This is a genomic window from Microbacterium sp. H83 (genome assembly GCF_001650405.1).
Classification (GTDB): Bacteria; Actinomycetota; Actinomycetes; order Actinomycetales; family Microbacteriaceae; genus Microbacterium.
Genome location: NZ_LWCU01000012.1, coordinates 161708 through 186882 on the forward strand (window position 1 = coordinate 161708; position 25175 = coordinate 186882).

The 25175-nt window shown below is 70.5% G+C and carries 23 protein-coding genes; all 23 read right to left on the minus strand.

Annotated features, from left to right (window positions below; all coding sequences use genetic code 11):
- Positions 1–22 precede the first annotated feature (22 nt).
- The 23 genes from A4X16_RS06795 to aroC all read right to left on the minus strand — a co-directional run bounded on the left by A4X16_RS06795 (position 23) and on the right by aroC (position 25158).
- Positions 23–1981 carry a hypothetical protein gene (locus A4X16_RS06795; RefSeq protein ID WP_067118286.1) on the minus strand — a complete coding sequence of 653 codons (1959 nt, stop codon included), beginning with the start codon at positions 1979–1981 and terminating at the stop codon, positions 23–25.
- 15 nt (positions 1982–1996) lie between these two features.
- Positions 1997–3190: a methionine adenosyltransferase gene (gene metK, locus A4X16_RS06800; RefSeq protein ID WP_067118289.1), complete on the minus strand. Its 1194-nt coding sequence runs from the start codon at positions 3188–3190 to the stop codon at positions 1997–1999.
- A 92-nt stretch (positions 3191–3282) separates the two neighbouring features.
- The gene (gene rpoZ, locus A4X16_RS06805; RefSeq protein WP_045258544.1) at positions 3283–3540 is read right to left on the minus strand and encodes a DNA-directed RNA polymerase subunit omega; all 258 of its coding nucleotides are present in this window, start codon (positions 3538–3540) and stop codon (positions 3283–3285) included.
- A gap of 65 nt (positions 3541–3605) precedes the next feature.
- On the minus strand, positions 3606–4556 hold the full coding sequence (gene gmk / locus A4X16_RS06810; RefSeq protein ID WP_442922903.1) for a guanylate kinase: 951 nt from the start codon (positions 4554–4556) through the stop codon (positions 3606–3608).
- Positions 4507–5352, minus strand: coding sequence for an orotidine-5'-phosphate decarboxylase (gene pyrF / locus A4X16_RS06815; protein ID WP_067118295.1), 846 nt, complete (start codon positions 5350–5352; stop codon positions 4507–4509). The genes gmk and pyrF overlap by 50 nt, the downstream gene beginning before the upstream one ends.
- Positions 5349–8636 carry a carbamoyl-phosphate synthase large subunit gene (gene carB, locus A4X16_RS06820; RefSeq protein ID WP_067118298.1) on the minus strand — a complete coding sequence of 1096 codons (3288 nt, stop codon included), beginning with the start codon at positions 8634–8636 and terminating at the stop codon, positions 5349–5351. Before carB ends, pyrF begins: the two co-directional genes overlap by 4 nt.
- Positions 8636–9808 carry a glutamine-hydrolyzing carbamoyl-phosphate synthase small subunit gene (gene carA / locus A4X16_RS06825; protein WP_067118300.1) on the minus strand — a complete coding sequence of 391 codons (1173 nt, stop codon included), beginning with the start codon at positions 9806–9808 and terminating at the stop codon, positions 8636–8638. The genes carB and carA overlap by 1 nt, the downstream gene beginning before the upstream one ends.
- Entirely contained in the window at positions 9805–10341 is a 537-nt protein-coding gene (locus A4X16_RS06830) for a PH-like domain-containing protein (RefSeq protein ID WP_067118303.1), read from the minus strand. Before A4X16_RS06830 ends, carA begins: the two co-directional genes overlap by 4 nt.
- Positions 10338–11642 carry a dihydroorotase gene (locus A4X16_RS06835; protein ID WP_067118306.1) on the minus strand — a complete coding sequence of 435 codons (1305 nt, stop codon included), beginning with the start codon at positions 11640–11642 and terminating at the stop codon, positions 10338–10340. Before A4X16_RS06835 ends, A4X16_RS06830 begins: the two co-directional genes overlap by 4 nt.
- Complete coding sequence (locus A4X16_RS06840) at positions 11639–12604, minus strand: aspartate carbamoyltransferase catalytic subunit (RefSeq protein ID WP_067118309.1); 966 nt, start codon at positions 12602–12604, stop codon at positions 11639–11641. The genes A4X16_RS06835 and A4X16_RS06840 overlap by 4 nt, the downstream gene beginning before the upstream one ends.
- Positions 12601–13131, minus strand: coding sequence for a bifunctional pyr operon transcriptional regulator/uracil phosphoribosyltransferase PyrR (pyrR, locus tag A4X16_RS06845; RefSeq protein WP_067118312.1), 531 nt, complete (start codon positions 13129–13131; stop codon positions 12601–12603). The genes A4X16_RS06840 and pyrR overlap by 4 nt, the downstream gene beginning before the upstream one ends.
- Positions 13132–13227: 96 nt before the next feature.
- The gene (locus A4X16_RS06850) at positions 13228–13809 is read right to left on the minus strand and encodes a hypothetical protein (protein WP_067118315.1); all 582 of its coding nucleotides are present in this window, start codon (positions 13807–13809) and stop codon (positions 13228–13230) included.
- Positions 13809–14099: a WXG100 family type VII secretion target gene (locus tag A4X16_RS06855; RefSeq protein WP_067118318.1), complete on the minus strand. Its 291-nt coding sequence runs from the start codon at positions 14097–14099 to the stop codon at positions 13809–13811. Before A4X16_RS06855 ends, A4X16_RS06850 begins: the two co-directional genes overlap by 1 nt.
- Entirely contained in the window at positions 14096–14581 is a 486-nt protein-coding gene (locus A4X16_RS06860) for a hypothetical protein (protein ID WP_067118321.1), read from the minus strand. Before A4X16_RS06860 ends, A4X16_RS06855 begins: the two co-directional genes overlap by 4 nt.
- Position 14582: 1 nt before the next feature.
- Entirely contained in the window at positions 14583–15779 is a 1197-nt protein-coding gene (locus A4X16_RS06865) for a hypothetical protein (protein WP_067118324.1), read from the minus strand.
- Between the two features lie 46 nt (positions 15780–15825).
- On the minus strand, positions 15826–17421 hold the full coding sequence (locus A4X16_RS06870) for a Rieske 2Fe-2S domain-containing protein (protein WP_067118326.1): 1596 nt from the start codon (positions 17419–17421) through the stop codon (positions 15826–15828).
- A gap of 74 nt (positions 17422–17495) precedes the next feature.
- On the minus strand, positions 17496–20801 hold the full coding sequence (locus A4X16_RS06875; RefSeq protein WP_231880292.1) for a DEAD/DEAH box helicase: 3306 nt from the start codon (positions 20799–20801) through the stop codon (positions 17496–17498).
- 55 nt (positions 20802–20856) lie between these two features.
- Complete coding sequence (gene nusB, locus A4X16_RS06880; RefSeq protein WP_067118329.1) at positions 20857–21267, minus strand: transcription antitermination factor NusB; 411 nt, start codon at positions 21265–21267, stop codon at positions 20857–20859.
- Between the two features lie 3 nt (positions 21268–21270).
- Positions 21271–21831 (minus strand): elongation factor P, encoded by a 561-nt coding sequence (efp, locus tag A4X16_RS06885; RefSeq protein WP_067118332.1) that lies wholly within the window; start codon positions 21829–21831, stop codon positions 21271–21273.
- Positions 21832–21904: 73 nt separating this feature from the next.
- The gene (gene aroQ, locus A4X16_RS06890) at positions 21905–22345 is read right to left on the minus strand and encodes a type II 3-dehydroquinate dehydratase (protein ID WP_067118334.1); all 441 of its coding nucleotides are present in this window, start codon (positions 22343–22345) and stop codon (positions 21905–21907) included.
- Entirely contained in the window at positions 22342–23430 is a 1089-nt protein-coding gene (gene aroB / locus A4X16_RS06895; RefSeq protein ID WP_067118337.1) for a 3-dehydroquinate synthase, read from the minus strand. Before aroB ends, aroQ begins: the two co-directional genes overlap by 4 nt.
- Positions 23427–23945, minus strand: a complete 519-nt coding sequence (locus A4X16_RS06900; RefSeq protein ID WP_067118341.1) for a shikimate kinase — start codon at positions 23943–23945, stop codon at positions 23427–23429. The genes aroB and A4X16_RS06900 overlap by 4 nt, the downstream gene beginning before the upstream one ends.
- Positions 23929–25158, minus strand: coding sequence for a chorismate synthase (gene aroC, locus A4X16_RS06905; RefSeq protein WP_067118344.1), 1230 nt, complete (start codon positions 25156–25158; stop codon positions 23929–23931). The genes A4X16_RS06900 and aroC overlap by 17 nt, the downstream gene beginning before the upstream one ends.
- Positions 25159–25175 lie beyond the last annotated feature (17 nt).

Sequence of the window (25175 nt, forward strand, 5' to 3'; positions counted from 1 at the left end):
GCTCTCAGGCCGCGGACGGCGATCAGAGCTCTGGGTCGAGGATATCGAGGCGAACCGTGAGCGCGCTCCGAGCGGACCGGCCCTTTCCGCGCCGCGTGTTCACGGCTTCCGCGACGACGGCGGCGCGAAGGGTCGCCGCCACCCGGGCGCCCGCGCCGTAGTCGAAACGCACGAGGGCCCGCACGCGTGGCGGGTAGTCGTCCGATTCGACGGGCACGGGCCCGAGCACCGCATCGGCCGGAAGCGCGAGCTCGTCGAGTGCGGCGAGGCCGCGCGCCACGGACGCCGCGGTGCCCTCGACGAGTGCGACGCGCGCGGCGGGCGGCATGTGCAGCGGCGCCCGCTCGGCGAGCTCGGCCCGCGCGTACGCGGACTGGGTCCAGGTCGCCAGGGCTCTCGCGACCCCGCCGTCCACGCCGACGAGGTGCACGGGAGCACCGGGCGCGGCGAGGGCAGCGGCGTTGGACCACCATCGCAGGCAGGCCTCTCCGATGCGGAGGTCGGGAGCCTGCAGCATCCGGGGTCCGTCGAGGAGGACCACCGCTCGGTATCCGCCGTCGGCGATCGGCTCGGCACCCCTCGTCGCGACGACGAGGGCGGGCTTGTCGGCCACGCGCTCCACCGGGTGCGCACTGTCGGCCACGATCACGCGGATGCCCGGGAACGCCTTGCCCAGCTCGTCGGCGGTGCGCTCGCTGCCCGACGACGCGAGACGCAGCTTCGTCGACGAGCAGACCGGACAGGACCATGCGCGCGCTCCCCTGCCGCACCATCCGCAGACGGGCACCGCCCCGCGGTGCTTCGCCCCCAGCGGACCCCCGCAGTGCGGACAGCGGGCGGGGGCACGGCATTCCGCGCACACGAGGGAGGGCGCGAAGCCCGGACGGGAGACCTGCACCAGGACGGGACCCTCGGCGGCTGCCGAGCGTGCGGAGAGGAACGCCGACGACGGCATCCGCTGCGCCGTCGGCTGCTCCATCTCCTGGGGCGTGCTCAGCACGACCCTCGGCAGCACCCGGCGCGCGGCGCGCACATCCCGCAGCCACCCGCGTGCGACGAGGCGCTCGACGTCCGTCGTCCGCGTGTGCCCGACGAACAGCAGCGCCGACTCCTCCTGCTCCTGGCGGATCAGCGCGGCGTCCCGGGCGTTCACGTACGGTGCGAGGGGCTCGCCGAGCAGGGGATCCCCGTCGTCCCAGACGGCCACGAGGCCGGCGCGGACCGGGGCGTACACCGAGGACCGGTTTCCCACCACGATGCACGGCGCGTCCTCGAGCGAGCGCAGGAACGCGCGGTACCGCTCGGGGTTGGTCTGGCGGGAGTCGTAGCGGACCACGGTCTCCGGAGGTATGCCCGCCCCATCCAGCGCCGAGAGCAGCCGATCCAGATCGCGATGATCGGGGACCACGAGGATGCTGGAGCGCCCGTCGCCCAGCGTCCGCGCGGCCGCCGACGCCAGCAGCGCGGCCCAGCCCCGCGCGTCCTCGTGGGCGACGGGGATCGCCTCGACCGCCGCTCGCCCTCCGTCGCCCAGCACGTCGCTCAGGCCGTCGTACGTCGCGATCACGCGATCGGCCGCCGTCAGCGCGGAATCCGCGGGGACGAGCGGCGCCGAGTCGCCGGTCCAGGACTTCTCGACGCGGACCTGGCGCTTCGGGATCACCAGACGCAGGATGTCGGACTCCGATCCGGCCGCGCGATCGGCCACCCTGCGAGCGAGCCGGTGCAACTGGTCGGGGAGCACGGGCACGGTCGACACGACGCTCTCCACCTCGGACAGCGGACGATCCGCGTCGTCCTCGGAATCGAGCTCGACGACGTACCCGTCGACCACTCTCCCCGCCGTCCGCAGAGGGACGCGCACGCGCACGCCGAGCGGCACGTCGCCGAGCTCCGCAGGCAGGGCGTAGTCGAACAGCCTGTCGAGCTGCGGGAGCGGGGAGTCGAGGAGCACGCGCGCGATGCGCCGGCTCAGCGTCATGACGGCCCCGGCCCGTCAGAGACCGGCAGCGCGCCGCAGCTCTTCGGCGCGGTCGGTGCGCTCCCAGGTGAACTCGGGCAGCTCGCGACCGAAGTGCCCGTAGGCCGCGGTCTGCGCGTAGATCGGGCGCAGCAGATCGAGCTGCTCGATGATCGCCTGCGGGCGCAGATCGAAGACCTCGCCGATCGCACGGGTGATCACCTCGTCCGACACTCTGCCGGTGCCGAAGGTCTCGACGTACAGGCCGACGGGGCGCGCCACGCCGATGGCGTAGGCCACCTGCACCTCGAGGCGATCCGCGAGTCCCGCGGCGACCGCGTTCTTCGCGACCCAGCGGGTGGCGTAGGCGCCGGAGCGGTCGACCTTCGACGGGTCCTTGCCGCTGAAGGCTCCCCCACCGTGCCGCGCCGCGCCGCCGTACGTGTCGATGATGATCTTGCGTCCCGTGAGGCCCGCATCGCCCTTGGGCCCGCCGGTGACGAACGGCCCCGCCGGGTTGATGTAGTAGGTCAGGTCGTCGAGGTCGAGACCCGTCGTCGCGAGGATCGGATCGATCACGTGCTCGCGGACCTGGGCCTTGAGGTCGTCCTGCGAGATCTCGGGGTTGTGCTGCGTCGAGAGCACGACCGCATCCACCGTCTTCGGGGTGAAGCCGTCGTAGCCGAGCGTGACCTGCGTCTTGCCGTCGGGTCGCAGGAAGGGCAGCAGACCCGATCGACGCACCTCGGTCAGGCGCTCCGCGATGCGATGCGCGGTCCAGGCGGCCATCGGCATCAGCTGCGGGGTCTCGTTGGTGGCGAAGCCGAACATGATGCCCTGGTCGCCGGCGCCGAGACCGTCGAGCGGGTCGACGGACGAGCCGTCGCGATGTTCCTGCGCGCTGTCGACACCGTGCGCGATGTCCGTCGACTGCTCGCCCACCGACACGCTCACTCCGCAGGAGTCGCCGTCGAAGCCCGTGTCGCTCGACGTGTAGCCGATGCCGTTGACGACCTGCCGCACGATCGTCGGGATGTCCACGTACGCGTCGGTGCGGATCTCACCGGCGACGTGCACGAGTCCGGTCGTGACGAGGGTCTCGACCGCCACGCGGGAGCCCCGGTCCTTCGCGATGAGCCCGTCGAGGATGCTGTCCGAGATCTGGTCGCAGATCTTGTCCGGGTGCCCCTCGGTGACGGACTCGGACGTGAACAGTCGCAGGGCGCTCATCAATGCTCCAGAACGGGATCGGTCGACGGAAGGGGGTGATCCCCAGTCTGGACCGTGCCGCCGACATCACGAGGCGGCACGGTCATCGGAGGTCACTCCGCGTGACGCAGGCGGAGCTTGTCCTCGTTGATCTCGTGCAGGGCGATGGTCAGCGGCTTGTCCTCGACGGACGAGTCGACGAGCGGGCCGACGTTGTCGAACAGGTTGCCCTCGTGCAGGTCGGAGTAGTAGTCGTTGATCTGGCGCGCGCGCTTGGCCGCGTAGATCACGAGCTCGTACTTGGAGTCGACCCGGTCGAGAAGGTTGTCGATGGGGGGATCGATGATGCCCTTGTTGTGGTGTCCGGCCATGATGAGACCTCCTGATCAGGCGACGGGATCGTCGCGAAGACGGTGCAATGGGCGCGCGAAGACGCTCAGCGCGCAGAGCTTGAAGACAATTCTACGACCTCGGCGGCCGCGGCGGCGACGTCCTCGTTCACGATGAGGTGGTCGAACTCGTTCTGAGCCGCCAGTTCGACCTTCGCGGTGCGCAGTCGGCGAGCCCGTTCCTCGGCCTCCTCGGTGCCTCGTCCGACCAGCCGCTGCACGAGCTCGTCCCAGGTGGGCGGAAGCAGGAAGATGAGCGTGGCCGACGGCTCGGCCCTGCGCACCTGCCGCGCGCCCTGCAGGTCGATCTCCAGCAGCACGGTCTTGCCGTCCGCCAGCGCGGCGTCGATCGGCGCGCGCGGCGTGCCGTACCGGGAGCGGTTGTGCACCACGGCGTACTCGAGCAGCTCGCCGTCGGCGATGAGACGGTCGAACTCGGCGTCGTCGACGAAGTAGTAGTGCACTCCGTCGATCTCGCCCGGGCGCGGCGGGCGGGTCGTGGCGGACACGGAGAGGTGGATCTCGGGGTTGTGCTCGCGGATGTGCGCGGCGACCGTCCCCTTGCCCACCGCGGTCGGGCCGGCGAGCACGAGCAGGCGGCTGCGCGCGCCGCGCGGCTCGGGCACCGGGAAGCGGCTGTCGAGCCAGCGCGACAGCGAGACGCGCTGTCGCACGCCGAGCCCGCCGAGTCGCTTGACAGGCGAGATGCCGAGCTCATCGAGGATGCGGTCGCGCTTGCCCGCGCCGATCGCCGGGAGGGCGAGGAGGAAGTCGGTGATCCGCATCGAGCCCTCGACCGAGTCGGCGTCGGCCGTCGCCCGCTCGAGGACCTTCTGGGGGGTCACGACGCGCGTCGTCAGATCGCGTTTGAGCGACGCGCGGGCGCGACGGCGCTCCACCGCCTTGCGAGCGGCGGCGGCCCGGTCGACCTCGGGTACCGGACGAGCTTCAGCCACGATCGGCCTCCCTGTACTGGACGACGCGCGCGTCGATGGCATCGGCGAGCCGCTCGGGGCCGGCCGAGAGGATGCTGCGGCTTTCGCTCGCGATCACGGTCCGGCTCATCGCCCCGAAGCGGTGACGGAGGTCCGCCGGCGTGGCTCCCTGGGCGCCGAAGCCCGGTGCGAGGATGGGCGCGGGCGGAGTGAACGCCGCGATGCCGGCGTCCGTCCAGTCGACGGTGGCGCCGACGACGAACCCGAAGCTCCCCCACTCCCCCGGCGTTCCGTGCTCCGCGTTGCGGGCGGAGACCACGGAGACGATGTCGGCGGACACCGCGCGGCCGTTGACGGAGACCGAGCGCTGCAGCACCGTCGCCTCGGGATTGCTCGTCGCAGCGAGGACGAACAGGCCCTTGTCGTGGGCCTCCGCGAGGGCGAAGGCCCCGTCCAGGGCGCCGACGCCCAGGAACGGGTTGACCGTCAGCGCATCCGCCTCGAGCGGCGAGCCGGGCGTGAGCCACGCAGCGGCGTAGGCGTCCATGGTCGATCCGATGTCGCCGCGCTTCGCGTCCGCGATCACGACGAGGTCGGCGGCACGTGCCGCGGCGATCACGTCCTCGAGCGCCGCGAAGCCCGCCGATCCGTAGCGCTCGAAGAACGACACCTGCGGCTTGACGATGCCGACCCGACCCGCAGCCGCCTCGACCGTGCGCAGGCCGAAGGTGCGGACGCCCTCGGCATCCGCACCGAGCCCCCACTCGTGCAGCAGCCCTTCGTGCGGGTCGATGCCGACGCAGAGCGGTCCGCGCGCGTCGAGGACGGCGCGGACCCGCTCACCGAAGCGTCCGCTCACACTGCGGCCCTGCGGTCGAGGGCGTACTCCTGCAGGCTCTTGACCTCGAAGCCGTCGTGCGCCGCGTCCATGCCGCTGACCGCCGCGCCGAGCACTGCCATCGTCGTGAACAGCGCCTTGTCGGCGGCCACCGCCGCCGCGCGGATCTCGTAGCCGTCCGCACGCGCCGCACCGCCCGACGGCGTGTTCACGACGATGTCGATCTCCCCGTCGTTGATGAGGTCGACGATGTTCCGGGCTCCGGACTCCTGCGTCTCGCTGTACTTCTCGACGACGGTGACCGCGATGCCGTTGCGCGACAGGATCTCCGCGGTGCCCTCGGTGGCCACGATCGTGAAGCCGAGCTGCTGCAGACGGTGCGCCGGCAGGATCACCGCGCGCTTGTCGGAGTCGGCGACCGAGATGAACACGGTGCCCGACGTCGGCATCCCGCCGTAGGCCGCGGCCTGGCTCTTCGCGAACGCCGTCGGGAAGTCGCGGTCGATACCCATGACCTCGCCGGTGGAGCGCATCTCCGGGCCGAGCACGGAGTCGACCGTCTTGCCGTCGGCGGTGCGGAACCGCTTGAACGGCAGCACGGCCTCCTTGACCGAGACGGGGGCGTCGAGCGGCACGCGGGAGCCGTCCTGCTCCGGCAGCATGCCCTCGGCCCGCAGCTCGGCGATCGTGGAGCCGGCCATGATGCGGCTGGCGGCCTTGGCCATCGGGATGCCCAGTGCCTTCGACACGAAGGGCACGGTGCGACTGGCGCGCGGGTTGGCCTCGATCACGTAGAGCACACCCGCGCTGATCGCGAACTGCACGTTGAGCAGACCGCGCACGCCCACGCCCTCGGCGATCGCGAGCGTCGCCTCGCGCACGCGGTCGATGTCGGTGCGTCCGAGCGAGACAGGGGGCAGGGTGCAGCTCGAGTCGCCGGAGTGGATGCCGGCCTCCTCGAGGTGCTCCATGACGCCGCCGATGAACAGGTCGGTGCCGTCGTACAGCGCGTCGACGTCGAGCTCGATCGCGTCGTCGAGGAAGCGGTCGACGAGGAGCGGCTTGCCCTCCTCGATCACGACCTCGCCCGCCGTGCGCACGAAGTAGTCGCGCAGCGCCTCGGTGCCGTACACGATCTCCATGCCGCGACCGCCGAGCACGAAGCTCGGGCGCACGAGCACCGGGTAGCCGATCTCCTCGGCGATGGCCACCGCGCCGTCGACGTCCACGGCGGTGCCGTGACGCGGGGCCAGGAGTCCGGCGGAATCGAGCAGCTGCGAGAACAGCTCCCGCTCCTCGGCGATGTCGATCGCGGCGGGACTGGTGCCGAGCACGGTGTAGCCGGCCGCCTCGATGCCCTTCGCGAGACCGAGCGGGGTCTGGCCGCCGAGCTGGCAGACGACGCCGAGGATCGTGCCGCTCGCGGCTTCCGCGTCGAGCACCTCGAGCACGTCCTCGAGCGTCAGCGGCTCGAAGTACAGGCGGTCGGAGGTGTCGTAGTCGGTCGACACGGTCTCGGGGTTGCAGTTGACCATGACGGTCTCGAAGCCGGCATCCGACAGCGCGAACGACGCGTGCACGCACGAGTAGTCGAACTCCACGCCCTGGCCGATGCGGTTGGGTCCGGAGCCGATGATGACGACCTTGGTGCGGTCGGAGGGAGCGACCTCGGTCTCGAAGTCGTAGCTCGAGTAGTGGTACGGCGTGAGCGCGGGGAACTCGCCGGCGCAGGTGTCGACCGTCTTGTAGACCGGACGGATGCCGAGCCCGTGGCGCACGCCGCGGATCTCCGCCTCCTCCTCACCGCGCAGCTCGGCGATCTGGGCGTCGGAGAAGCCGTGCTCCTTGGCGTAGCGCAGCGTCGCGGCGTCGAGCTCGGCGGCAGTGCGCACGATCTCGGCGACCTCGTTGATGAGCACGATCTGGTCGAGGAACCAGGGGTCCATGGCGGTCGCGTCGAACGCCTGCTCGACCGTGGCGCCCTTGCGCAGTGCCTGCTGCAGCGTGACGATGCGACCGTCGGTCGGGGTCTTCGCGACCTCGAGCAGCTCCTCGACCGTGCGGTCCTCCGCACCCCAGTGGAAGCTGGAGCCGCGCTTCTCGAGCGAGCGGAGCGCCTTCTGCAGCGCGGTGGCGTAGTTGCGGCCGATCGCCATGGCCTCGCCGACCGACTTCATGGTGGTCGTGAGGGTGGCGTCGGCGGCGGGGAACTTCTCGAATGCGAAGCGCGGCACCTTGACCACGACGTAGTCGAGCGTGGGCTCGAAGCTCGCCGGGGTCACACCCGTGATGTCGTTCGGGATCTCGTCGAGGCGGTAGCCGAGCGCGAGCTTCGCCGCGAGCTTGGCGATCGGGAAGCCGGTGGCCTTCGACGCGAGGGCGCTCGAGCGCGAGACGCGCGGGTTCATCTCGATGACGATGATGCGGCCGGTGGCCGGGTCGACGGCGAACTGGATGTTGCAGCCGCCTGTGTCGACGCCCACCGCGCGGATGATGTCGATGCCGATGTCGCGCAGCTTCTGGTACTCGCGGTCGGTCAGCGTGAGGGCGGGGGCGACCGTGATGGAGTCGCCGGTGTGCACGCCGACCGGGTCGACGTTCTCGATCGAGCAGACCACGACCGTGTTGTCGGCGGTGTCGCGCATGAGCTCGAGCTCGTACTCCTTCCAGCCGAGGATCGACTCCTCCAGGAGTACCTCGGTGGTCGGCGAGTCGCGCAGACCCGCACCGCCGATGCGGCGCAGGTCCTCCTCGTCGTACGCGAAGCCGGAGCCGAGCCCGCCCATCGTGAACGACGGGCGCACCACGAGCGGGTAGCCGAGCCTGTCCGCCCCGGCGAGGAGGTCGTCCATGGTGTGCGCGATGACGCTCTTCGCGACGTCGGCGCCCGCCTCGAGCACGAGCTCCTTGAAGATCTGGCGGTCCTCGCCCTTGCGGATGGCGTCGACCTTGGCGCCGATGAGCTCGACGTCGTACTTCTCGAGGATGCCGCGGTCGTGCAGGGCCATGGCGGCATTGAGGGCGGTCTGGCCGCCGAGCGTCGGCAGGATCGCGTCGGGCTTCTCCTTGGCGATGATCGTCTCGATGACCTCGGGGGTGATCGGCTCGATGTACGTCGCGTCGGCGAAGTCCGGGTCGGTCATGATCGTGGCCGGGTTCGAGTTCACGAGGATCACCCGTACGCCCTCCTCGCGGAGGACACGGCAGGCCTGGGTGCCGGAGTAGTCGAACTCGCAGGCCTGACCGATGACGATCGGGCCGGAGCCGATGACGAGAACGGAGTTGATGTCGTCGCGCTTGGGCATTACTTGGCGTCCTTCTGTGCGAGGTGGGCGACGACGACGTCGCGGAACCGGTCGAAGAGGTAGTTGGCGTCGTGCGGGCCGGCCGCGGCCTCCGGGTGGTACTGCACCGAGAACGCGGGGATGTCGAGGGCGCGGAGTCCCTCGACGACGTTGTCGTTCAATCCGACGTGGCTGACCTCGACCTTGCCGTAGCCGTTCGGGCTGTCGAAGGAGCCGTCCAGCGGAGCGTCGACGGCGAAGCCGTGGTTGTGGGCGGTGATCTCCACACGCCCGGTCGACTTGTCGAGCACGGGCTGGTTGATGCCGCGGTGGCCGAAGGGCAGCTTGTAGGTGCCGAGGCCGAGCGCACGCCCGAGCAGCTGGTTGCCGAAGCAGATGCCGAAGAACGGCAGGCCGTCGTCGAGAACGGATCGAAGCAGATCGACGTGGTCGCCGGAGGCCGCGGGGTCGCCCGGACCGTTGGAGTAGAACACCGCGACCGGGTCGATCGCGCGGATGCCGTCGATCGAGACGTCCTGCGGCAGCACGTGCACCTCGAACCCACGGGCGGCGAGGTTGTCGACCGTGGCCTGCTTGACCCCGAGGTCGAGCACCGCGAGGTTGCCGATCCGGTCGCCCACCGCGGGAGTCACCTCGGGCGACGCGACCGACACCTGGGCGGACAGGTTCTGCCCCGCCATCTGGGGAGCCTCGCGCACGATGCGCAGCTGCTCCTCGTCGTCGAGGCGCGCGGCCTCGCCCGAGAAGACGCCGCCGCGCATCGAGCCGGCGGAGCGGATGTGGCGGGTGATCGCACGGGTGTCGATCCCGCTGATGCCGACGATGCCGTCCTGCACGAGGATCTCGTCGAGCGAGGCGTTCGCCCGCCAGTTGGACACGACGCGCGAGGGGTCGCGCACGATGTAGCCGGCGACCCAGATGCGTCGCGATTCGGTGTCCTCGTCGTTCATGCCGGTGTTGCCGATGTGCGGCGCGGTCTGCAGCACGATCTGGCCGGCGTACGACGGATCGGTGAGGGTCTCCTGGTAGCCGGACATCCCGGTCGCGAAGACGACCTCGCCGAGCGTGGTCCCGAGCGCGCCGTAGGCGCGGCCGACGTGGCGCGTCCCGTCCTCGAGGACGAGGACGGCGGGTTCGGGGAGTCGAGTCCCCGAGCTGGTCGAAGGGGTCATGACTGTGCTCCTGTGTCGGGGGCGGCGCTGTCGTCCGAGGGCCCGGAGGCGGGGACGAGACGCTGCAGTTCTGAGATGAAGTTCTTCGGGTCGCCGTCGGTCAGACGGAGGTAGGAGTCGACGACGGTCGCGTCGTCCGCGTTCCAGGCGATCCGGACGAGTCCGCCGGGCTCCACGACCCGGTCGATCGTGACGGTCGCGCGTCCGACGTCGACGAGTCGCGAGGACGCGAGGAAGACCGTGGGCGCGCCGTCGAGGCACAGGGCGAGGCCGCGGTCGGTGACGGCCGCCTCGCCCCTGGCTCGGTAGGCCAGCGGCGACATCGTGAGGCGCTCGAGGGGCTGATCGTGCTTCGTGGTCGACACGTAGAGGACCTCGTGGCGGTCCCGGACCTCCGCGTGCTCGGGGACGCCGAGCGGCGCCGCGAGACCCGCGTCGCGCCGGAGTCGTCGTCGCCACGCGAAGAGCATGCTGAGCAGCACGAACGCCGCCAGGGCGATCATGAGGGCGATGGCCAGGTCACGGGGGATCATGCGTCCAGCTCCTCCACCACCGAGCCGCCGATGACGGTGAGCGTGCCGCCGTGCACCGTGTACTCGACGCGTCCGGGCAGGTCGCGGCCGAGGTACGGCGAGTTGACGCTGCGGCCGTGCAGGTCGGCTTCGGTGAAGACACCGGCGACGGACGCGTCGTACAGCGTGATCTGCGCCGGCGCGCCCACGGCGAGCGGGGTGCCGTGCCCGGAGAGCCGTCCGATCCGGGCGGGCGCCGAGCTCATCACGCGAGCGACGTCCTCCCAGCCGATGAGCCCGGTCTGCACCATCGACTGGTGCACCACGCGCAGCGCGCTCTCGAGGCCGACCATGCCGTTCGCCGCCGCCTGCCACTCGCACGCCTTGTGCTCGCTCGGGTGCGGGGCGTGGTCGGTCGCGACGATGTCGATCGTGCCGTCGGCGAGGCCCTCGCGCACCGCGAGAACATCCTCCTCGCGGCGCAGCGGCGGGTTGACCTTGTACCGGGCGTCGTAGCCGCGGACGAGCTCGTCCGTGAGAAGCAGGTGATGCGGGGTGACCTCGGCGGTCACCCCGATCCCCCGCTTCTTCGCCCAGCGGATGATGTCGACCGATCCGGCGGTGGAGAGATGGCAGACGTGCAGACGCGACCCGACGTGCTCGGCGAGCAGGACGTCGCGGGCGATGATCGACTCCTCCGCGACGGCGGGCCACCCGGCGAGACCCAGCTCGGCAGACACGGTTCCCTCGTTCATCTGCGCCCCCTCGGTGAGCCGCGGATCCTGGGCGTGCTGCGCGATGACGCCATCGAACGACTTCACGTACTCGAGTGCGCGGCGCATGATGAGCGGGTCGAACACGCAGAAGCCGTCGTCGCTGAACACGCGCACCTGCGCCCGGGAGGTCGCCATGGCGCCGAGCTCGGCGAGTCGTTCGCCCTTCTGCCCGACGGTCACCGCGCCGATCGGCTGGACGGTGGCGTACCCCGCCGCCTCCCCGAGGGCGAGCTCCTGCTCGACGACACCGGCCGTGTCGGCGACGGGAGACGTGTTCGGCATGGCGAACACCGCCGTGAAGCCGCCGGCCGCCGCAGCGCGCGTCCCCGTCAGGATGGTCTCCGAGGCCTCGTATCCGGGTTCGCGGAGGTGGGTGTGCAGGTCGACGAGTCCGGGGAGGGCGATGAGCCCTGCGGCGTCGATCACACGCGCGCCGGAACGGCTGAGACCCGCCCCGATCTCCGCGATCAGGCCGTCCTGCACGATGATGTCGGCGCTCTCGGCACCGAGAAGCCGTGCGCCGGTGATGACGAGGGTCTCGCTCACTGGTCTCCCCCTCGTTCGTCGTCTCGTTCTCCTGCCAGCAGCAGGTACAGCACCGCCATGCGGACGGACACCCCGTTCGTCACCTGTTCCAGCACGGTCGAGCGTGGGGAGTCGGCGGCTTCGGAGGAGATCTCCAGCCCGCGGTTCATGGGTCCGGGGTGCATCACAATGCTACCGTCCGGAAGACCGGCCACTCGCCGTGCGTCGAGACCCCACCGCCTGGAATACTCCCGCTCAGTGGGGAAATACGCGGCGCTCATGCGCTCGAGCTGGATGCGCAGCATCATGACGGCGTCCGGGCCTTCCGCGAGCGCGCTGTCGAGGTCGTAGACGACCCGCACCGGCCACAGCGAGACGTTCTGAGGCACGAGAGTGGGCGGCGCGACGAGAGTGACGTCCGCGCCCAACGTCGTCAGCAGCCAGACGTTCGAGCGCGCGACCCGGGAGTGCAGCACGTCGCCGACCACGACGACACGGATGCCCCGGAGGTCGCGACCCCGGCTGTCCGCGCCGAAACGGCGCTTGCGGATCGTGAACGCGTCGAGGAGCGCCTGTGTCGGATGCTCGTGCGTGCCGTCTCCGGCATTCACCACACCGGCCGAGATCCACCCGCTCGTGGCGAGCGTCTGCGGCGCGCCCGAGGCGGGGTGGCGGATCACGACCGCATCCGCTCCCATCGCCTGGAGGGTCTGGGCCGTGTCCTTGAGGCTCTCACCCTTCGAGACGCTCGACCCCTTGGCGGCGAAGTTGATGACGTCGGCGGAGAGGCGCTTCGCAGCCGCCTCGAACGAGATCCGGGTGCGGGTCGAGTCCTCGAAGAACAGATTGACGACCGTCTTGCCCCGGAGCGTCGGGAGCTTCTTGACCTCACGGGACTGCGTGTCGGACATGTCCTCGGCGACGTCGAGGATCCGCAGGGCGGTCTCACGGCCGAGCGTGCGAGTGTCGAGCAGGTGCCTCATGCCTCGATCGTCACCTCCTCGGCGCCGTCGTCCTCGGTCAGGCGCACGTTGACGCGCTCCTGCCGGGAGGACGGGATGTTCTTGCCCACGAAGTCGGGTCGGATGGGGAGCTCGCGGTGCCCGCGGTCGACGAGGATGGCGAGACGCACGACCGCGGGGCGGCCGATGGACTGCAGCGCATCGAGCGCGGCGCGGATGCTGCGACCGGAGAAGAGGACGTCGTCGACGAGGACGACCGTCTTGCCGTCGATCCCGCCGGCGGGGATGTCGGTCGGTCGGGGCGTCCGGGTCGGATGCTTCGCGAGATCGTCGCGGAACATCGTGACGTCGAGCGCGCCGACGGCGATGGTCGTCCGGGCGATGTCGCCGATGACCGCGGCGAGGCGCCGGGCGAGAGTGACGCCGCGGGTCGGGATCCCCAGCAGGACGAGATTCTCCGCTCCCCGGTTGGACTCGAGGATCTCGTGCGCGATGCGGGTCAGAGCCCGCGAGATATCGGCTTCGTGCAGGACCGTGCGTGCACTCATCAGCCGCTCCCTTCTCCGCCTCACAGGACGGTGTTAAAGGTTGCTTGATTGCTCCAGTCTAGCGGTGCCGGGCGCTGCTCTCCGGCCGTGCGGCCGTCAGCGCCAGCCGAGCAGGTCGCGGACCACCTGCTGGGAGGCGGGGCATCCGTCGTTGGCGATGCCGCGCATGGTCTCGTGGTCGACGAGCGCGGCCGACGAGGTCGCCGTGGCGGTCATGGCTTCGACGGCTGCCGAGATCCGCGGGGCGGCCGCCCAGGAGTACTCCGGATCGCCGTCACGAGACGCGTGCGGGAACACGACGAGCTCGGTGGTGCCGTCCGCCGCCTGACGGGCCGTGGCCACGACGAGGGTCGGCGGGATGCTGTGCTGCAGAGCCTTCGGCAGCGGGAAGGGGAACTCGTCGGCGATGAGGCCCGTCCAGAACGTCCGCTTCGATCGCTTGGCGTCGCCGATCTCGAGGGACACCGCCTGCCAGGCGCTCCCCTCCGCGCGCAGGCGCTCGTCGAAGCCGTCCTGCCGCACGACGAATCCCTGGGCCACCAGCTGGTCGACGGCGAGTCGCAGGGCGTCGTCCGGAGAGTAGCGGACGGTCAGCCGTGCGCCGCGGAGGGGTCCGCTGTACGCCAGCCGAGAGAAGCGTGCGTCCGCACCCATTCCGTCGCGACGCGACACCGCCATCAGATGCTCCAGAGCGCGCCGACTCGGTCGTCCGCGTTCCGATACGCCTCGGCGGCCGTGCGCGCCGCGTCCGCGGCTCCGTGCAGGGCGGCGGCATGCGCTCCCATCTCCTGCAGCCAGCCGGACTGACGCCCCTGGTATGCGGTGGACGCGTCACCCTGCCACTGCCCGGCGAGCGTGCCCGCGGCGCGCGAGAGCCCCGACAGCCGGTCCTCGATCCCGCTGGCGGCCGCTTCGAGCGCCGCGCCGAGCGCCTCGACCTGCGGGGGCTCCACGGAGTAGTCGGTCATGCGAGGTTCCCTTCGTCCCGTCGACGCTGCACGTCGGCGATCACCGTCTGGATTCGTTCCGCCGCGGCGCGCAGATGAGCGGCCGATTCTCCGCGCGCGCCGTTCAGGATGTCGAGTGGCGTCGGCTCCTCGGCCTCGTCCTCCTGCTCCTCCCACAGCTCGCGGAGCTGCGAGAGGTTGTCCCGTGCGCGGCCCCGCAGGGTCTGGGCGGCGGTGGTCTCGTCGGCTCCGGAGAACACGTCCTCCAGTGTCGTCTGGTGCAGATCGATGCGCTGCTGCACCGTGCGCCACTCCGGTCCGAGCTCGCCGCTCCGAGCGCGCTCGGCCCGCTCTTCGTCGGCCCGCTCCTCCTCCGCCCGGTCCTCGAGCTCCTGCGCGTCGAGGAGCGCGTGCTCGGCCTGCACACGTCGCATCAGCTCCATGGCGTATTCGGCGAAGTCGGTCGGCAGGGGCGCCTCGTCGGGGATGTATCCGTGCGCCATGTCAGACCCTCGCCGTCGCGCCGCGCACGAGACCCTCGTAGAGGTCGGCCATGCGGAAGTAGTTGTCCGCCATGTCCGCCACGCTCGAGGCCATGCCCGAGACGAGGTCGTAGATGCGGTTCAGCCATTTGTAGATCTTCATCGCGTAGTTGATGAGGTCGTAGACCGCGAAGCCGGCCTCGACGGCCGCGGCGGCCCAGCCGACGAGCGGGACGGCGGCCTCCGCCGCCATTCGCATGAGCTTGCGTTCGAGGTTCTTGAGGACTTTGAGGATCAGACCGGCGATCTCCTTGCTCAGCATCACGATCGCCTTGAGCGCGCTGCTCACCGTCCCCGCGGGGCCGGCGGCGACGGTGTGCGCCTGCGAGACGACGCCGGCGGCGGCGAGGAACGCCTCAGAGCCCTTGCCGGTCCACGACGCCATCGGGGGCAGCAGACCCATCGCGTTCTGTCCGAGGCCGCGGAGCGCGTCGCCGGTGTGGGTCCAGGCGAAGGATGCCTCGCGCATGCGCACCCAGTTGCCCGCGAACGGCTTCGTCGCCTCCTCCAGCAGGGAGAACCCGGCGAGCTGCTCGAACAGCCAGTCCACCGAGCCGAAGATCACGCCGGCCTTCCAGCGGATGCTCTCGATCTCGGGGTCCTCGGCGTGCGGCGCCGGCAGGTAGGAGCGCACGTCGACGATCTCCGAGACGGATCGCGAGGACGACAGGCCGTCGGCGACGCGGCGCCCGGCCTGGTCGCCGGTGCCGTCGGCCCACTCCGCCATCGAGTAGCCGTCCCAGAAGGCCTGGTTGAAGACGTTGCCGTCGGCGTCGTCATAGCGCGACGGAGCGGACTGCTGCGCGCCGCCGAGCGTCGGAGCAGACGGAGCGATGTAGCCCGGCATGGTCGCGCCCAGCGTGCCGGCCACCGCACTCGCGGCCTCGTACGCCGCACGATCGGCCTCGAGATAGATCTCTCTGGTCTGCGTCATCTTCTCGGCGCCCGCGCCGAAGGCCTTGCCCGAGAACTCCGCGACCTTGTCGCCGGCGTCCACCACGGCCTCGTTCAACGGCTGCAGCAGCTGCAGGATGAGGCCGAGGTCGCCGTTCGTGAGCCGGGCGTACTGGGCGAGATGCTCCCGCACCGCCTGCGCGTGCCCCTCCTGGTGCTCGAGCACCTGCGTCGCCAGCGACATGTTCGACAGGATGATGTCCATGGTCCCCCCCCCTGGTTCTATCGACAGCCAGCGTAGCGGACGACGGTCAGGAAGCGGCCTGCAGCTCCTCGTCCACGCCGTCGGGGTGCACGAGCGGCTCGGAGCGTCGCGTGGAGCGGATGGGGTGGCCGGTGGTCGAGAGGCAGCGCCCTGTCGCGAGATCCCACTTCCAGTCGTGCATGCTGCAGGTGAGGATGCCCTCGCCGTCGACCGTCCCCGTACGGGTCAGGTCGGCTCGGAGATGCGGGCAGCGACGCTGCACGACCCAGTCGCCGATCTCGGCATCCTCGGTCTGATCCGTCTGCTCCTGATACCAGTTCTCGACGTACTCGATCCGGTCGACGGAGAGGCACTTGAGGAAGGTCGTCAGGAACTCGTTGAACTTGCCGCTGCGGCCGACGCTGAACTGCATCGACAGGAAGATCGAGTTCGACCAGTCGATCTCGTGGTCGCGGATGTTCGTCGAGACGAGGTCGGCGGGGATGGTGTACCAGTAGATGCACTCCTCCCCCGCGTACTCGCGCACCTTGGCGCGCGGGAAGTCGACCACCATGTCGAGGTCGCCGATCCGGAAGCGGACGCATCCTCCGACGCCGAGGCGGATCGTGCGCGACTTCTTCAGCAGCGGCTCCCACCAGGTCTTCAGCGCGTCGAGGATCTCCGCCGCGGGGAGGACCTCCGCCCGCGATGCCTCTTCGTCAAGGATCTCCTGCTGACGGGAGGCGCGCTGCTCCTCGAGATACGCCCACTTGTCGTCGAAGATGTGGGCGAGCTCGTCCTCGGTGTAGAGCGACTGCTCGGTGGTCACCGCACCGCCGTCGACGGTCACGACCGTGCCCGGCACGAAGAGGTGCCCGTCGTACTGCGGCGAGAGCTCCTTCATGTGCGCGAGGAACTGCTTCTGATCCGTGAAGATCGACTCGCCGTTGCGGCCCATGCCGTTGAAGTCGAACAGATCGTCGCGCAGGAACATCGGCGGCCCCGCCATCGGGAAGACGTGCGGGGCGTCGACCTTGTCGATGTAGTACATGGCCCGCTTGTTCTGCGCATCGCGCTTGAGCCCCGCGAAGTTCTGCTTGGCGTCGAGCGGAAGGTCGTAGACCATGGGCCACCAGATGGCGCCGGAGACCTGCGTGAAGTACGCGTCGGGCTTGCCGAAGTGCAGCAGCTTCTCGAGGTCGAGGGGGTGCGAGTCGTTCTGGTTCAGCACCGATCCGGTGCCGTCGTCGACGCTCAGCGACGAGTCGCCGATCGGTCCGTCGCTCGGCGCGCGCAGAGGCGTGATCATGATCTTGAGGTCGCCGCGTTCGATGATCTCGCCGGCGGGCGCGTACGTGATGTTGGTGTAGCCGAGCGCGCGGATGTCCTGCTCGAGATCGTCGATCGGGTACTCGGGCAGGAGCACCTCGATGTCCTTGCGGATGTAGCGCTCGAGCAGCGCGGGATCGAAGTGGTCGCGGTGCCGGTGCGAGATGTAGAGGAAGTCCGCCTCCCGACCGAAGCGCTCCCAGTCGAGGGCGCGGTTGTCGGGGAACGGGAACCAGGAGCCGAAGAACGACGGCCCGAGAACCGGGTCGCAGATGATGTTCCCGCCGACCGTCTCGATGAACATCCCGGCGTGGCCGAGTCCCGTGATCCGCATGCATTCCTCCTGAAGTGAACCGTACGAGTCTAACGGCGGCCTCCTGAAGGGCCGCGGGGACCGGCCGGGAGAAATCATCCCTCGTCGAAGAGGCCCTTGATGTCGTCGGCCGTGAGCGACTGCGCGAAGAGCTCCTCGTCGTCCATGACGGCCGTGAAGAGCCGCGCCTTGCGCTGCTGCAGCTGCAGGACCTTCTCCTCGATCGTGCCGGTGGAGATCATCCGGTAGACGAACACCTGACTCGTCTGACCGATGCGGTGCGTGCGGTCGATGGCCTGCGCCTCCGCCGCGGGGTTCCACCAGGGATCGAGCAGGAACACGTAGTCGGCCTCGGTCAGGGTGAGACCGAAGCCGCCGGCCTTGAGGCTGATGAGGAACACCGGCTGCTCCCCCGTCTTGAACCCGTCGATCACATCCTGTCGACGCCGCGTCGACCCGTCGAGGTGCGCGTACGGGATGCCGGCGGCCCGCAGTCGATCGGCGGCCATGTCGAGGAAGGATGTGAACTGGCTGAACACGAGAGCGCGGTGGCCCTCCGCCTGCAGCTCGACGACGCGATCGAGCAGCGTGTCGAGCTTCGCGGAGCCGATCTCGGCGTCGTTCTCGTCCACGAGGCCGGGGGCGAGGCTCAGCATCCGCAGCAGCGTGAGCGACCGGAAGACGATGAAGCGATGCCGGTCGAGATCGTCGAGCAGTCCGAGGACCTTCTGGCGTTCGCGCTGCAGCACGACGTCGTAGAGAGCGCGATGCTCGGCTCCCAGCTCGACCTCGAGGAGCTGCTCCTGCTTCTCCGGGAGATCCGACGCGACGAGCTCCTTCGTGCGCCGGAGGACGAGCGGTCTGATGCGCCGGCGCAGCTGCGCGAGCCGCCGGGCCCGGTATTCGCCGCCCTCCTCGTTCTCGGGCACCTTGCCCTTCTCGATCGGCTGGATGTAGCGGTCCCGGAACTTGCGCGCGGAGGGGAAGAGCCCGGGGGCCGCCAGCTTCAGGAGCGCCCACAGCTCGGAGAGGCTGTTCTCCATCGGCGTGCCCGTGACCGCGAAGGTCACGTCGGCGCGGAAGGTCGCGATCGCGCGATGCAGCTTCGTCTGCGGATTCTTGACGAACTGCGCCTCATCGAGGATGAGACCCGCCCATTCCACCTGTCGGAACGCGTCCTCGTCGAGCCGGGCGACCGTGTAGGAGCTCACGACCAGATCTGCGGATGCCGCGGCCGCGGTCAGTGCTCCCGCCCGCTTTCCGCTCGTGCTGTCGACGATCGTGACGCGCAGCCCCGGGGTGAACCGCGCGGCCTCGGACCGCCACGTGCTGAGCACCGAGGTGGGCGCCAGCACCAGGAAGGGACGCGTCTCCCCCGTCTCCCTGGTGTGCTGCACGAACGAGAGCAGCTGGAGGGTCTTGCCCAGGCCCATGTCGTCCGCGAGGATGCCGCCGAGACGGTGGCGCCACAGGAACGCGAGCCAGTCGAACCCCGTCTTCTGGTACGGGCGCAGCTCGGCCCGCACGCCCTCCGGGAGCGCGGTCGCCGGCACTCCGGTCGCCTCGCGAAGGCCCTGGGCCGTGGCGCGCCAGCTGACCGCGGGCTGCGCCTCGTCGGCGAGGTCCTCGAACTCCTCCCAGAGGTCGGTCTGATAGCGGCTGATGCGAGGGCCGGTCTCCCACTCGTCGAGCTCCCCGGCCTCCTCGATGAGGTCCCGCAGGCGATCCAGGGCCGGATGGCTCAGCGAGAAGTAGCCGCCGTCGGCGAGCAGCAGCTTCTTCCTGCCCTTGCTCAGCGCCGTGAACAGGGGCCCGAAGGGGATGCGGCGACCGTCGATCGTCACGAGGATGCCGAGGTCGAACCAGTCGGAGTCGGTGGTCTCGACGGTGGTGACGGTGACATCGGGAGAGCCGGTGAGCTCGCGGTACTCCTTGCGCTCGCCCGTCGTCGTGACCGTGACGCCGATGCGTTCGAGGGCGGGAGCCACCTCGGCCACGAAGGCCGCCGCGTCGATGTCGTGCAGAGACCCGGCGGGCCGGAAGCTGGTCGGCCGATGCTCCTGCCACACGGACTCGATCTCGGCGCGGATCGCCGCCTCGGCAGCGACATCGCGGACGGCCGACTCGCTCCATGCGAACGGCACCGTGCCGAATGTCCCGTACGACCACTCGAACGTGTAGCTCACCACGTCGCCGCGCTCGAACGCGATGGTGAGCACCGGCGTCGGCGACGGGACGTGGGGCAGTGCGACCGGGCCGACCGTGCGCACGGCCGAGCGCCGGGCGAGCAGTGGATACGCCGAGTCGATGAAGGCCTGCTCCTCGGCCGCCGGGACGACCAGCGGGGCGGGGCTGGCGAGCAGGGCTCTGGTCTGCTCGCTGAGCGGTGCCTCGGCCAGCGTGAGCTCCATGCGACGGCCGACGAGTTCGGCGACGTACAGACCGGTGCGCCCGATCGGGTGCGCCAGCCCCTCCGGCACCTCGCGACCGTCCACCCGCACCTCCGCGGCGACGGAGAGCGAGCCGTCGTCCGCTCGGGCGATGCGCGCCGTGACCTCCGCGGTCGATGCCAGAGACACGGCGGCGCTCTTCTGACTGGACACGATCGGGATGCCGAGATCCGGTCCCGTCCGCAGGTGCGCCCAGAGGAGCGCGGATTCGATCTGGTCCACCACGAGCCACTCCCCGGCGTTGCCGGAGAGCAGCGAATCGCGGGAGATGCTCAGGAGATCGCCGAACCACCGGTTCTGCACGCGTCCGAACTGCGCGGCGTCCCGGCGCACCGCGTCCCACCCGGCGTGCCCCTGGATCCAGGCACCGGTCTGCGCGCTGCGCATCAGCGGACGGATGGCGAGCAGCAGCTCCCCGTCGGCCTTCGCGAGATCGCGGGGCGTCGCGGGGCGCACCGGGCGCGGCCCCCAGTTCGTGTCGGCCCGGCTCGCCCGGTGGCGCAGCTCGACGCCCAGCGCGAGCGGCAGCGTGTGCCGACCGGCCGCCGGGTCCATCAGGGTCCGCCAGGACGCGGCCGGGATCGGAGCGGAGGGCGCGGCAGCCGGCTGCGCCGACGGCGCCGACGGCGCCTCGAGCGCAGCCGCCTGCTGGGAGTACTCGTGCACGTTCGACGCCAGGAGCGTCGCGACGACATGCTTGCACCCCGACCGCACGGGGCACGAGCACCCGGTCGTGCGGAGTCGGCGTCGGCCGTTGGAGTCGACGAAGACGACCTCGGTCAGGTACTGCGCGTCATTGCTGCCGCGCACATGGCCCTCGAGCTCGAGTAGGTCCTCGTGCCAGACGACGTCGAGGACGTTCCCCTCGCGGAAGTACGCCAGGCCGCGCTTGTAGCCGCCGGCGTCCGTGATCTGCATGAGTTCGCGGAGATCGACGTGCGGCGCGGGCATGGCCCCATCCTTCCCGCGGCATCCGACATCCGGGATGCCGCGCCTCGGGTCGTCGTCAGGCGGCGCGAGCCACGCGGGCGAGCACGCCGTGCACGAACGCGCCGGAGTCGTCGGTCGAGAACTCCTTCGCGAGCTCCACGGCCTCGTCGATCGCGACCGCGGTGGGCACCTCGTCGTTGAACAGGATCTCCCAGACGCCGATGCGCAGGAGCGCACGATCGACCGCGGGCATCCGCTCGAGCTTCCAGTCGCGGCTGTGCGTGGTGATCTGCTCGTCGATCTCGTCGCGGTTGTCGATGATGCCGTCGACGACCTCTCGGGCGTAGAGCCACGAGGCCTCGCGGGCGGGCTCGGACGCCGCGCGCTTGGCCTCGGCCGCCAGTGCGACGGCGACCTCGTCGCCGCGGACGTCGGCGGAGAACAGGATGTCGAGTGCGCGCTTGCGCGCCTTCGTGCGGGCGCTCACGCCTTACTTCTCGCGGCCGAGGTAGTCACCGGTGCGGGTGTCGACCTTGACCTTGGTGCCGGCCTCGACGAACAGCGGCACCTGGATCTCGTAGCCGGTCTCGAGGGTCGCGGGCTTGGTGCCGGCAGACGAGCGGTCGCCCTGCAGACCCGGCTCCGTGTACGTGATCTCGAGGATCACCGAGGCGGGGAGGTCGATGTAGAGCGGGTTGCCGTTGTTCAGCGCGATGGTGACCTGCTGGTTCTCGAGCAGGAAGTTCTTCGCGTCGCCGACCGTGGGAGCGCCGACCGTGATCTGGTCGAAGTCCGTCTGGTCCATGAAGACGTAGCCGTCGCCGTCGGTGTACAGGTACGTGAAGTCGCGGCGGTCGACGTTCTCGATGTCGATCTTCGCGCCGGCGTTGTAGGTGCGGTCGACGACCTTGCCCGAGACGACGTTCTTCAGCTTGGTGCGCACGAACGCGCCGCCCTTGCCGGGCTTGACGTGCTGGAACTCGATGACGCTCCAGAGCTGCCCGTCGATGCTGAGGACGACGCCGTTCTTGATGTCTGCGGTAGATGCCATGCGCTGAAGGTTCCGTTTCGTGAGTCTGCGGGGCCGCTCGAACCAGGTGGACTGGGTGGGCCGAGAGTCGATTCTACGGGATGAGCGCCGCGAGCTGCCGCACGGCGCTCGCATACCCCTCGACGCCTTCGCCGATCACCCGCACCGCGGCGACGTCGTGGAGGTAGGAGTGGTGACGGAACTCCTCGCGTGCGTACACATCCGAGATGTGCACCTCGGCGAACGGCAGGGCGACGCCCGTCAGCGCGTCGCGCAGGGCGACCGAGGTGTGGGTCAGCCCCCCGGGATTGATGACGACGGCGGCGCAGTCCTCGCGCGCGGCGTGGATCGCGTCGATGAGGACGCCCTCGTGATTGCTCTGGATGGCGCGCACGTCGAACCCCTCTGCTGCGGCGGCGTCCGCGGTCAGCCGCTCGACGTCGGCGAGAGTCGCCGTGCCGTAGACGTCCGGCTCACGGCTGCCCAGCAGATTCAGGTTCGGCCCGTTCACGAGGAGGATCCGCCGGCGGGTCACTCCCCCACCTCCTGGTACGCGGCGAACAGGAGGGATTCGTCGGGCGCCTGGAGCACCGTCGGCTTGGCGATGTCGTCGAGCAGGATGAAGCGCAGCATCCCGCCGCGGCTCTTCTTGTCGCGCTGCATCGTCGCGAGCAGCTGCGGCCAGGCGCCCGCTCGGTACGACGTCGGGAGCCCGAGGGACTCGAGGACGGTGCGGTGGCGCTCCGCGGCGGCGTCGGACAGCCGACCGGCGAGGCGCGACAGCTCGGCGGCGTACAGCATCCCGATCGAGACGGCGGCGCCGTGGCGCCAGCGGTAGCGCTCGGCGTGCTCGATGGCGTGGCCGAGCGTGTGGCCGTAGTTGAGGATCTTCCGCTGACCGGCCTCGCGGAAGTCCTCCGAGACGACCGTCGCCTTCATGTCGATGGCGAGCTCCACCGTGCGACGGAACTCGTCCGTCGTCGTGTCGACGGCGCGCGCCGGGTCCGCCTCGACGATGTCGAGGATCTCGGGCGCCCAGATGAACCCGGCCTTGACGACCTCCGCGAAGCCGGCGGTCGCCTCGTTGGGGCTGAGGCTGGCGAGCTCGTCGAGATCGCCGATGACGGCGCGCGGAGCCCAGAAGGCGCCGACGAGGTTCTTGCCCTCGGCGGTGTTGATCCCGGTCTTGCCGCCGACCGCCGCGTCGACGAGGCCGAGCACGGTGGTGGGGACCTGCACGACCTGGACTCCGCGCAGCCAGGTGGCCGCGACGAATCCGGCGAGGTCGGTGACCGCTCCGCCGCCGTAGCCCACCACGGCGTCCGTGCGCGTGAAGTCCGCCTGCCCCATGACCTGCCAGCAGAACGCGGCGACCTCGATGCGCTTGCCCTGCTCGGCATCCGGGACCTCGGCGAGCAGGACCTCGCGGGGACCGTTCGCGGTGTCGGCGAGGAGCCGGTCGCGAAGCTCCGCGGCCCGTGCCGCCAGTGTCGGCGGGTGGACCACGAGCACCTTGCGCACTCCCGGATCCAGCGCGGCGGACACCTCGTCGAGGATCCCGCGGCCGATGCGGATGTCGTACGGGGTGTCGCCCGTGACGCTGATGGTGGTGGTGCTCATCTCAGTTCTCTCCTCCATGACGCGATGTCCTCGGCGATGCGCTGCATGGGCCTCCGGGACGTGTCGAACGTCGCCGTGGCCACCTCGTCGTACCAGGCACGACGCTCCTCGAAGATGGCCGTCCACCGGCTCAGCGGATCCTCGCCCGCCAGCAGTGGACGTCCGGCCCCGGCGATGCGGTCGGCGACGGCTTCCGGAGTCACCGTGAGGAAGACCACCGGATGCCGCTGGAGCAGCGCCCGCGTGCCGGCGTCCGTCACCGCGCCGCCGCCCAGGGAGATCACGCCGTCCTCCGCGAGAGCCGCCGCGACGGCTGCCCGCTCCAGCTCCCGGAAGCGCGCCTCGCCGTGCGCGGCGAAGATCTCCGGGATCGGTCCGTGCTCGGCGACCACCCGCTTGTCCGTGTCGACGAAGGGCACGCCGAGCCGACGCGCCACCCGACGTCCGATGCTGGTCTTGCCCGCCGCCATCGGGCCGACGAGGACCAGCGTCAGCCGCTCAGCCTCGCTCGTCATGCGCGATGAGCGCCGCCTCGGACGCAGGGGTCGTCCGCAGCTCCTCGGGGATGCCGTCGAGGTAGCCCGCGAGGTTGCGGCGCGTCTCCCGGACGCTGTCGCCGCCGAACTTCTCGAGGACCGCGCGGGCCAGCTCGATCGCGACCATGGCCTCGGCGACGACCCCGGCCGCGGGCACGGCGCAGACGTCGGAGCGCTGGTGATGGGCCGTGGCGTCCTCCCCCGTCGCGACGTCGATGGTCCGCAGCGCGTGCGGGACCGTCGCGATGGGCTTCATCCCGGCGCGGACGCGCAGAACGGTCCCGGTGGACATGCCGCCCTCGGTGCCGCCCGCCCGATCCGAGGCGCGGGAGATCCCGTCGGCGGTGGCGAACAGCTCGTCGTGCGCGGCCGAGCCGCGGCGGCGCGTGGTCTCGAAGCCGTCTCCGACCTCCACGCCCTTGATCGCCTGGATGCTCATCAGCGCCTGGGCGAGGCGCGCGTCCAGCCGTCGGTCCCAGTGCACGTGCGAGCCCAGTCCGGGCGGGAGCCCGTACGCGAGCACCTCCACGATGCCGCCGAGGGTGTCGCCGTCCTTCTTCGCGTCGTCGACCTCCGCCACCATCCGGGCCGACGTGTCGGCGTCGAAGCACCGCAGCGGGTCGGCGTCCAGCGCATCGACGTCGTCCGGGGTGGGCAGCGCCGCTCCGTCCGGGACCCGCACCGGTCCGATCGAGAGGGTGTGGCTGACGAGACGGATGCCCAGCTCGCCGAGGAACGACCGCGCGACCGCGCCCAGCGCCACGCGCGCGGCGGTCTCCCTGGCGCTCGCGCGCTCGAGGATGGGACGCGCCTCGTCGAAGTCGTACTTCTGCATGCCGACGAGGTCGGCGTGCCCAGGGCGCGGGCGGGTCAGCGGCGCCCCGCGGCCCCGAGACCTGTCGGTGAGCTCGACGGGCTCGGGGTTCATGACCTCGATCCACTTCGGCCACTCGGTGTTGCCGATGCGCAGCGCGATGGGGCTGCCGAGGGTGCGCCCGTGGCGCACCCCGCCGGAGATGGTGAGCTCGTCCTGCTCGAACTTCATGCGCGAGCCGCGGCCGTAGCCGAGCTTGCGGCGCTCGAGATCGGCCTGGATCGCCTCGGACGACACCGGGACGCCCGAGGGCAGACCCTCCATGACGGCAATGAGTTCTGGGCCGTGCGATTCGCCGGCCGTGAGCACGCGGAGCATTGCTCCAGTCTCCCACG

Bases quoted from the DNA above. Each gene is read 5' to 3' on its own strand.
- A4X16_RS06795 (WP_067118286.1), bottom strand. From the start codon at position 1,981: ATGACGCTGAGCCGGCGCATCGCGCGCGTGCTCCTCGACTCCCCGCTC.
- metK (WP_067118289.1), bottom strand. From the start codon at position 3,190: ATGAGCGCCCTGCGACTGTTCACGTCCGAGTCCGTCACCGAGGGGCAC.
- rpoZ (WP_045258544.1), bottom strand. From the start codon at position 3,540: ATGGCCGGACACCACAACAAGGGCATCATCGATCCCCCCATCGACAAC.
- gmk (WP_442922903.1), bottom strand. From the start codon at position 4,556: ATGCCATCGACGCGCGCGTCGTCCAGTACAGGGAGGCCGATCGTGGCT.
- carB (WP_067118298.1), bottom strand. From the start codon at position 8,636: ATGCCCAAGCGCGACGACATCAACTCCGTTCTCGTCATCGGCTCCGGC.
- carA (WP_067118300.1), bottom strand. From the start codon at position 9,808: ATGACCCCTTCGACCAGCTCGGGGACTCGACTCCCCGAACCCGCCGTC.
- A4X16_RS06830 (WP_067118303.1), bottom strand. From the start codon at position 10,341: ATGATCCCCCGTGACCTGGCCATCGCCCTCATGATCGCCCTGGCGGCG.
- A4X16_RS06840 (WP_067118309.1), bottom strand. From the start codon at position 12,604: ATGAGGCACCTGCTCGACACTCGCACGCTCGGCCGTGAGACCGCCCTG.
- pyrR (WP_067118312.1), bottom strand. From the start codon at position 13,131: ATGAGTGCACGCACGGTCCTGCACGAAGCCGATATCTCGCGGGCTCTG.
- A4X16_RS06850 (WP_067118315.1), bottom strand. From the start codon at position 13,809: ATGGCGGTGTCGCGTCGCGACGGAATGGGTGCGGACGCACGCTTCTCT.
- A4X16_RS06855 (WP_067118318.1), bottom strand. From the start codon at position 14,099: ATGACCGACTACTCCGTGGAGCCCCCGCAGGTCGAGGCGCTCGGCGCG.
- A4X16_RS06860 (WP_067118321.1), bottom strand. From the start codon at position 14,581: ATGGCGCACGGATACATCCCCGACGAGGCGCCCCTGCCGACCGACTTC.
- A4X16_RS06865 (WP_067118324.1), bottom strand. From the start codon at position 15,779: ATGGACATCATCCTGTCGAACATGTCGCTGGCGACGCAGGTGCTCGAG.
- A4X16_RS06870 (WP_067118326.1), bottom strand. From the start codon at position 17,421: ATGCGGATCACGGGACTCGGCCACGCCGGGATGTTCATCGAGACGGTC.
- A4X16_RS06875 (WP_231880292.1), bottom strand. From the start codon at position 20,801: ATGCCCGCGCCGCACGTCGATCTCCGCGAACTCATGCAGATCACGGAC.
- efp (WP_067118332.1), bottom strand. From the start codon at position 21,831: ATGGCATCTACCGCAGACATCAAGAACGGCGTCGTCCTCAGCATCGAC.
- aroB (WP_067118337.1), bottom strand. From the start codon at position 23,430: ATGAGCACCACCACCATCAGCGTCACGGGCGACACCCCGTACGACATC.
- A4X16_RS06900 (WP_067118341.1), bottom strand. From the start codon at position 23,945: ATGACGAGCGAGGCTGAGCGGCTGACGCTGGTCCTCGTCGGCCCGATG.
- aroC (WP_067118344.1), bottom strand. From the start codon at position 25,158: ATGCTCCGCGTGCTCACGGCCGGCGAATCGCACGGCCCAGAACTCATT.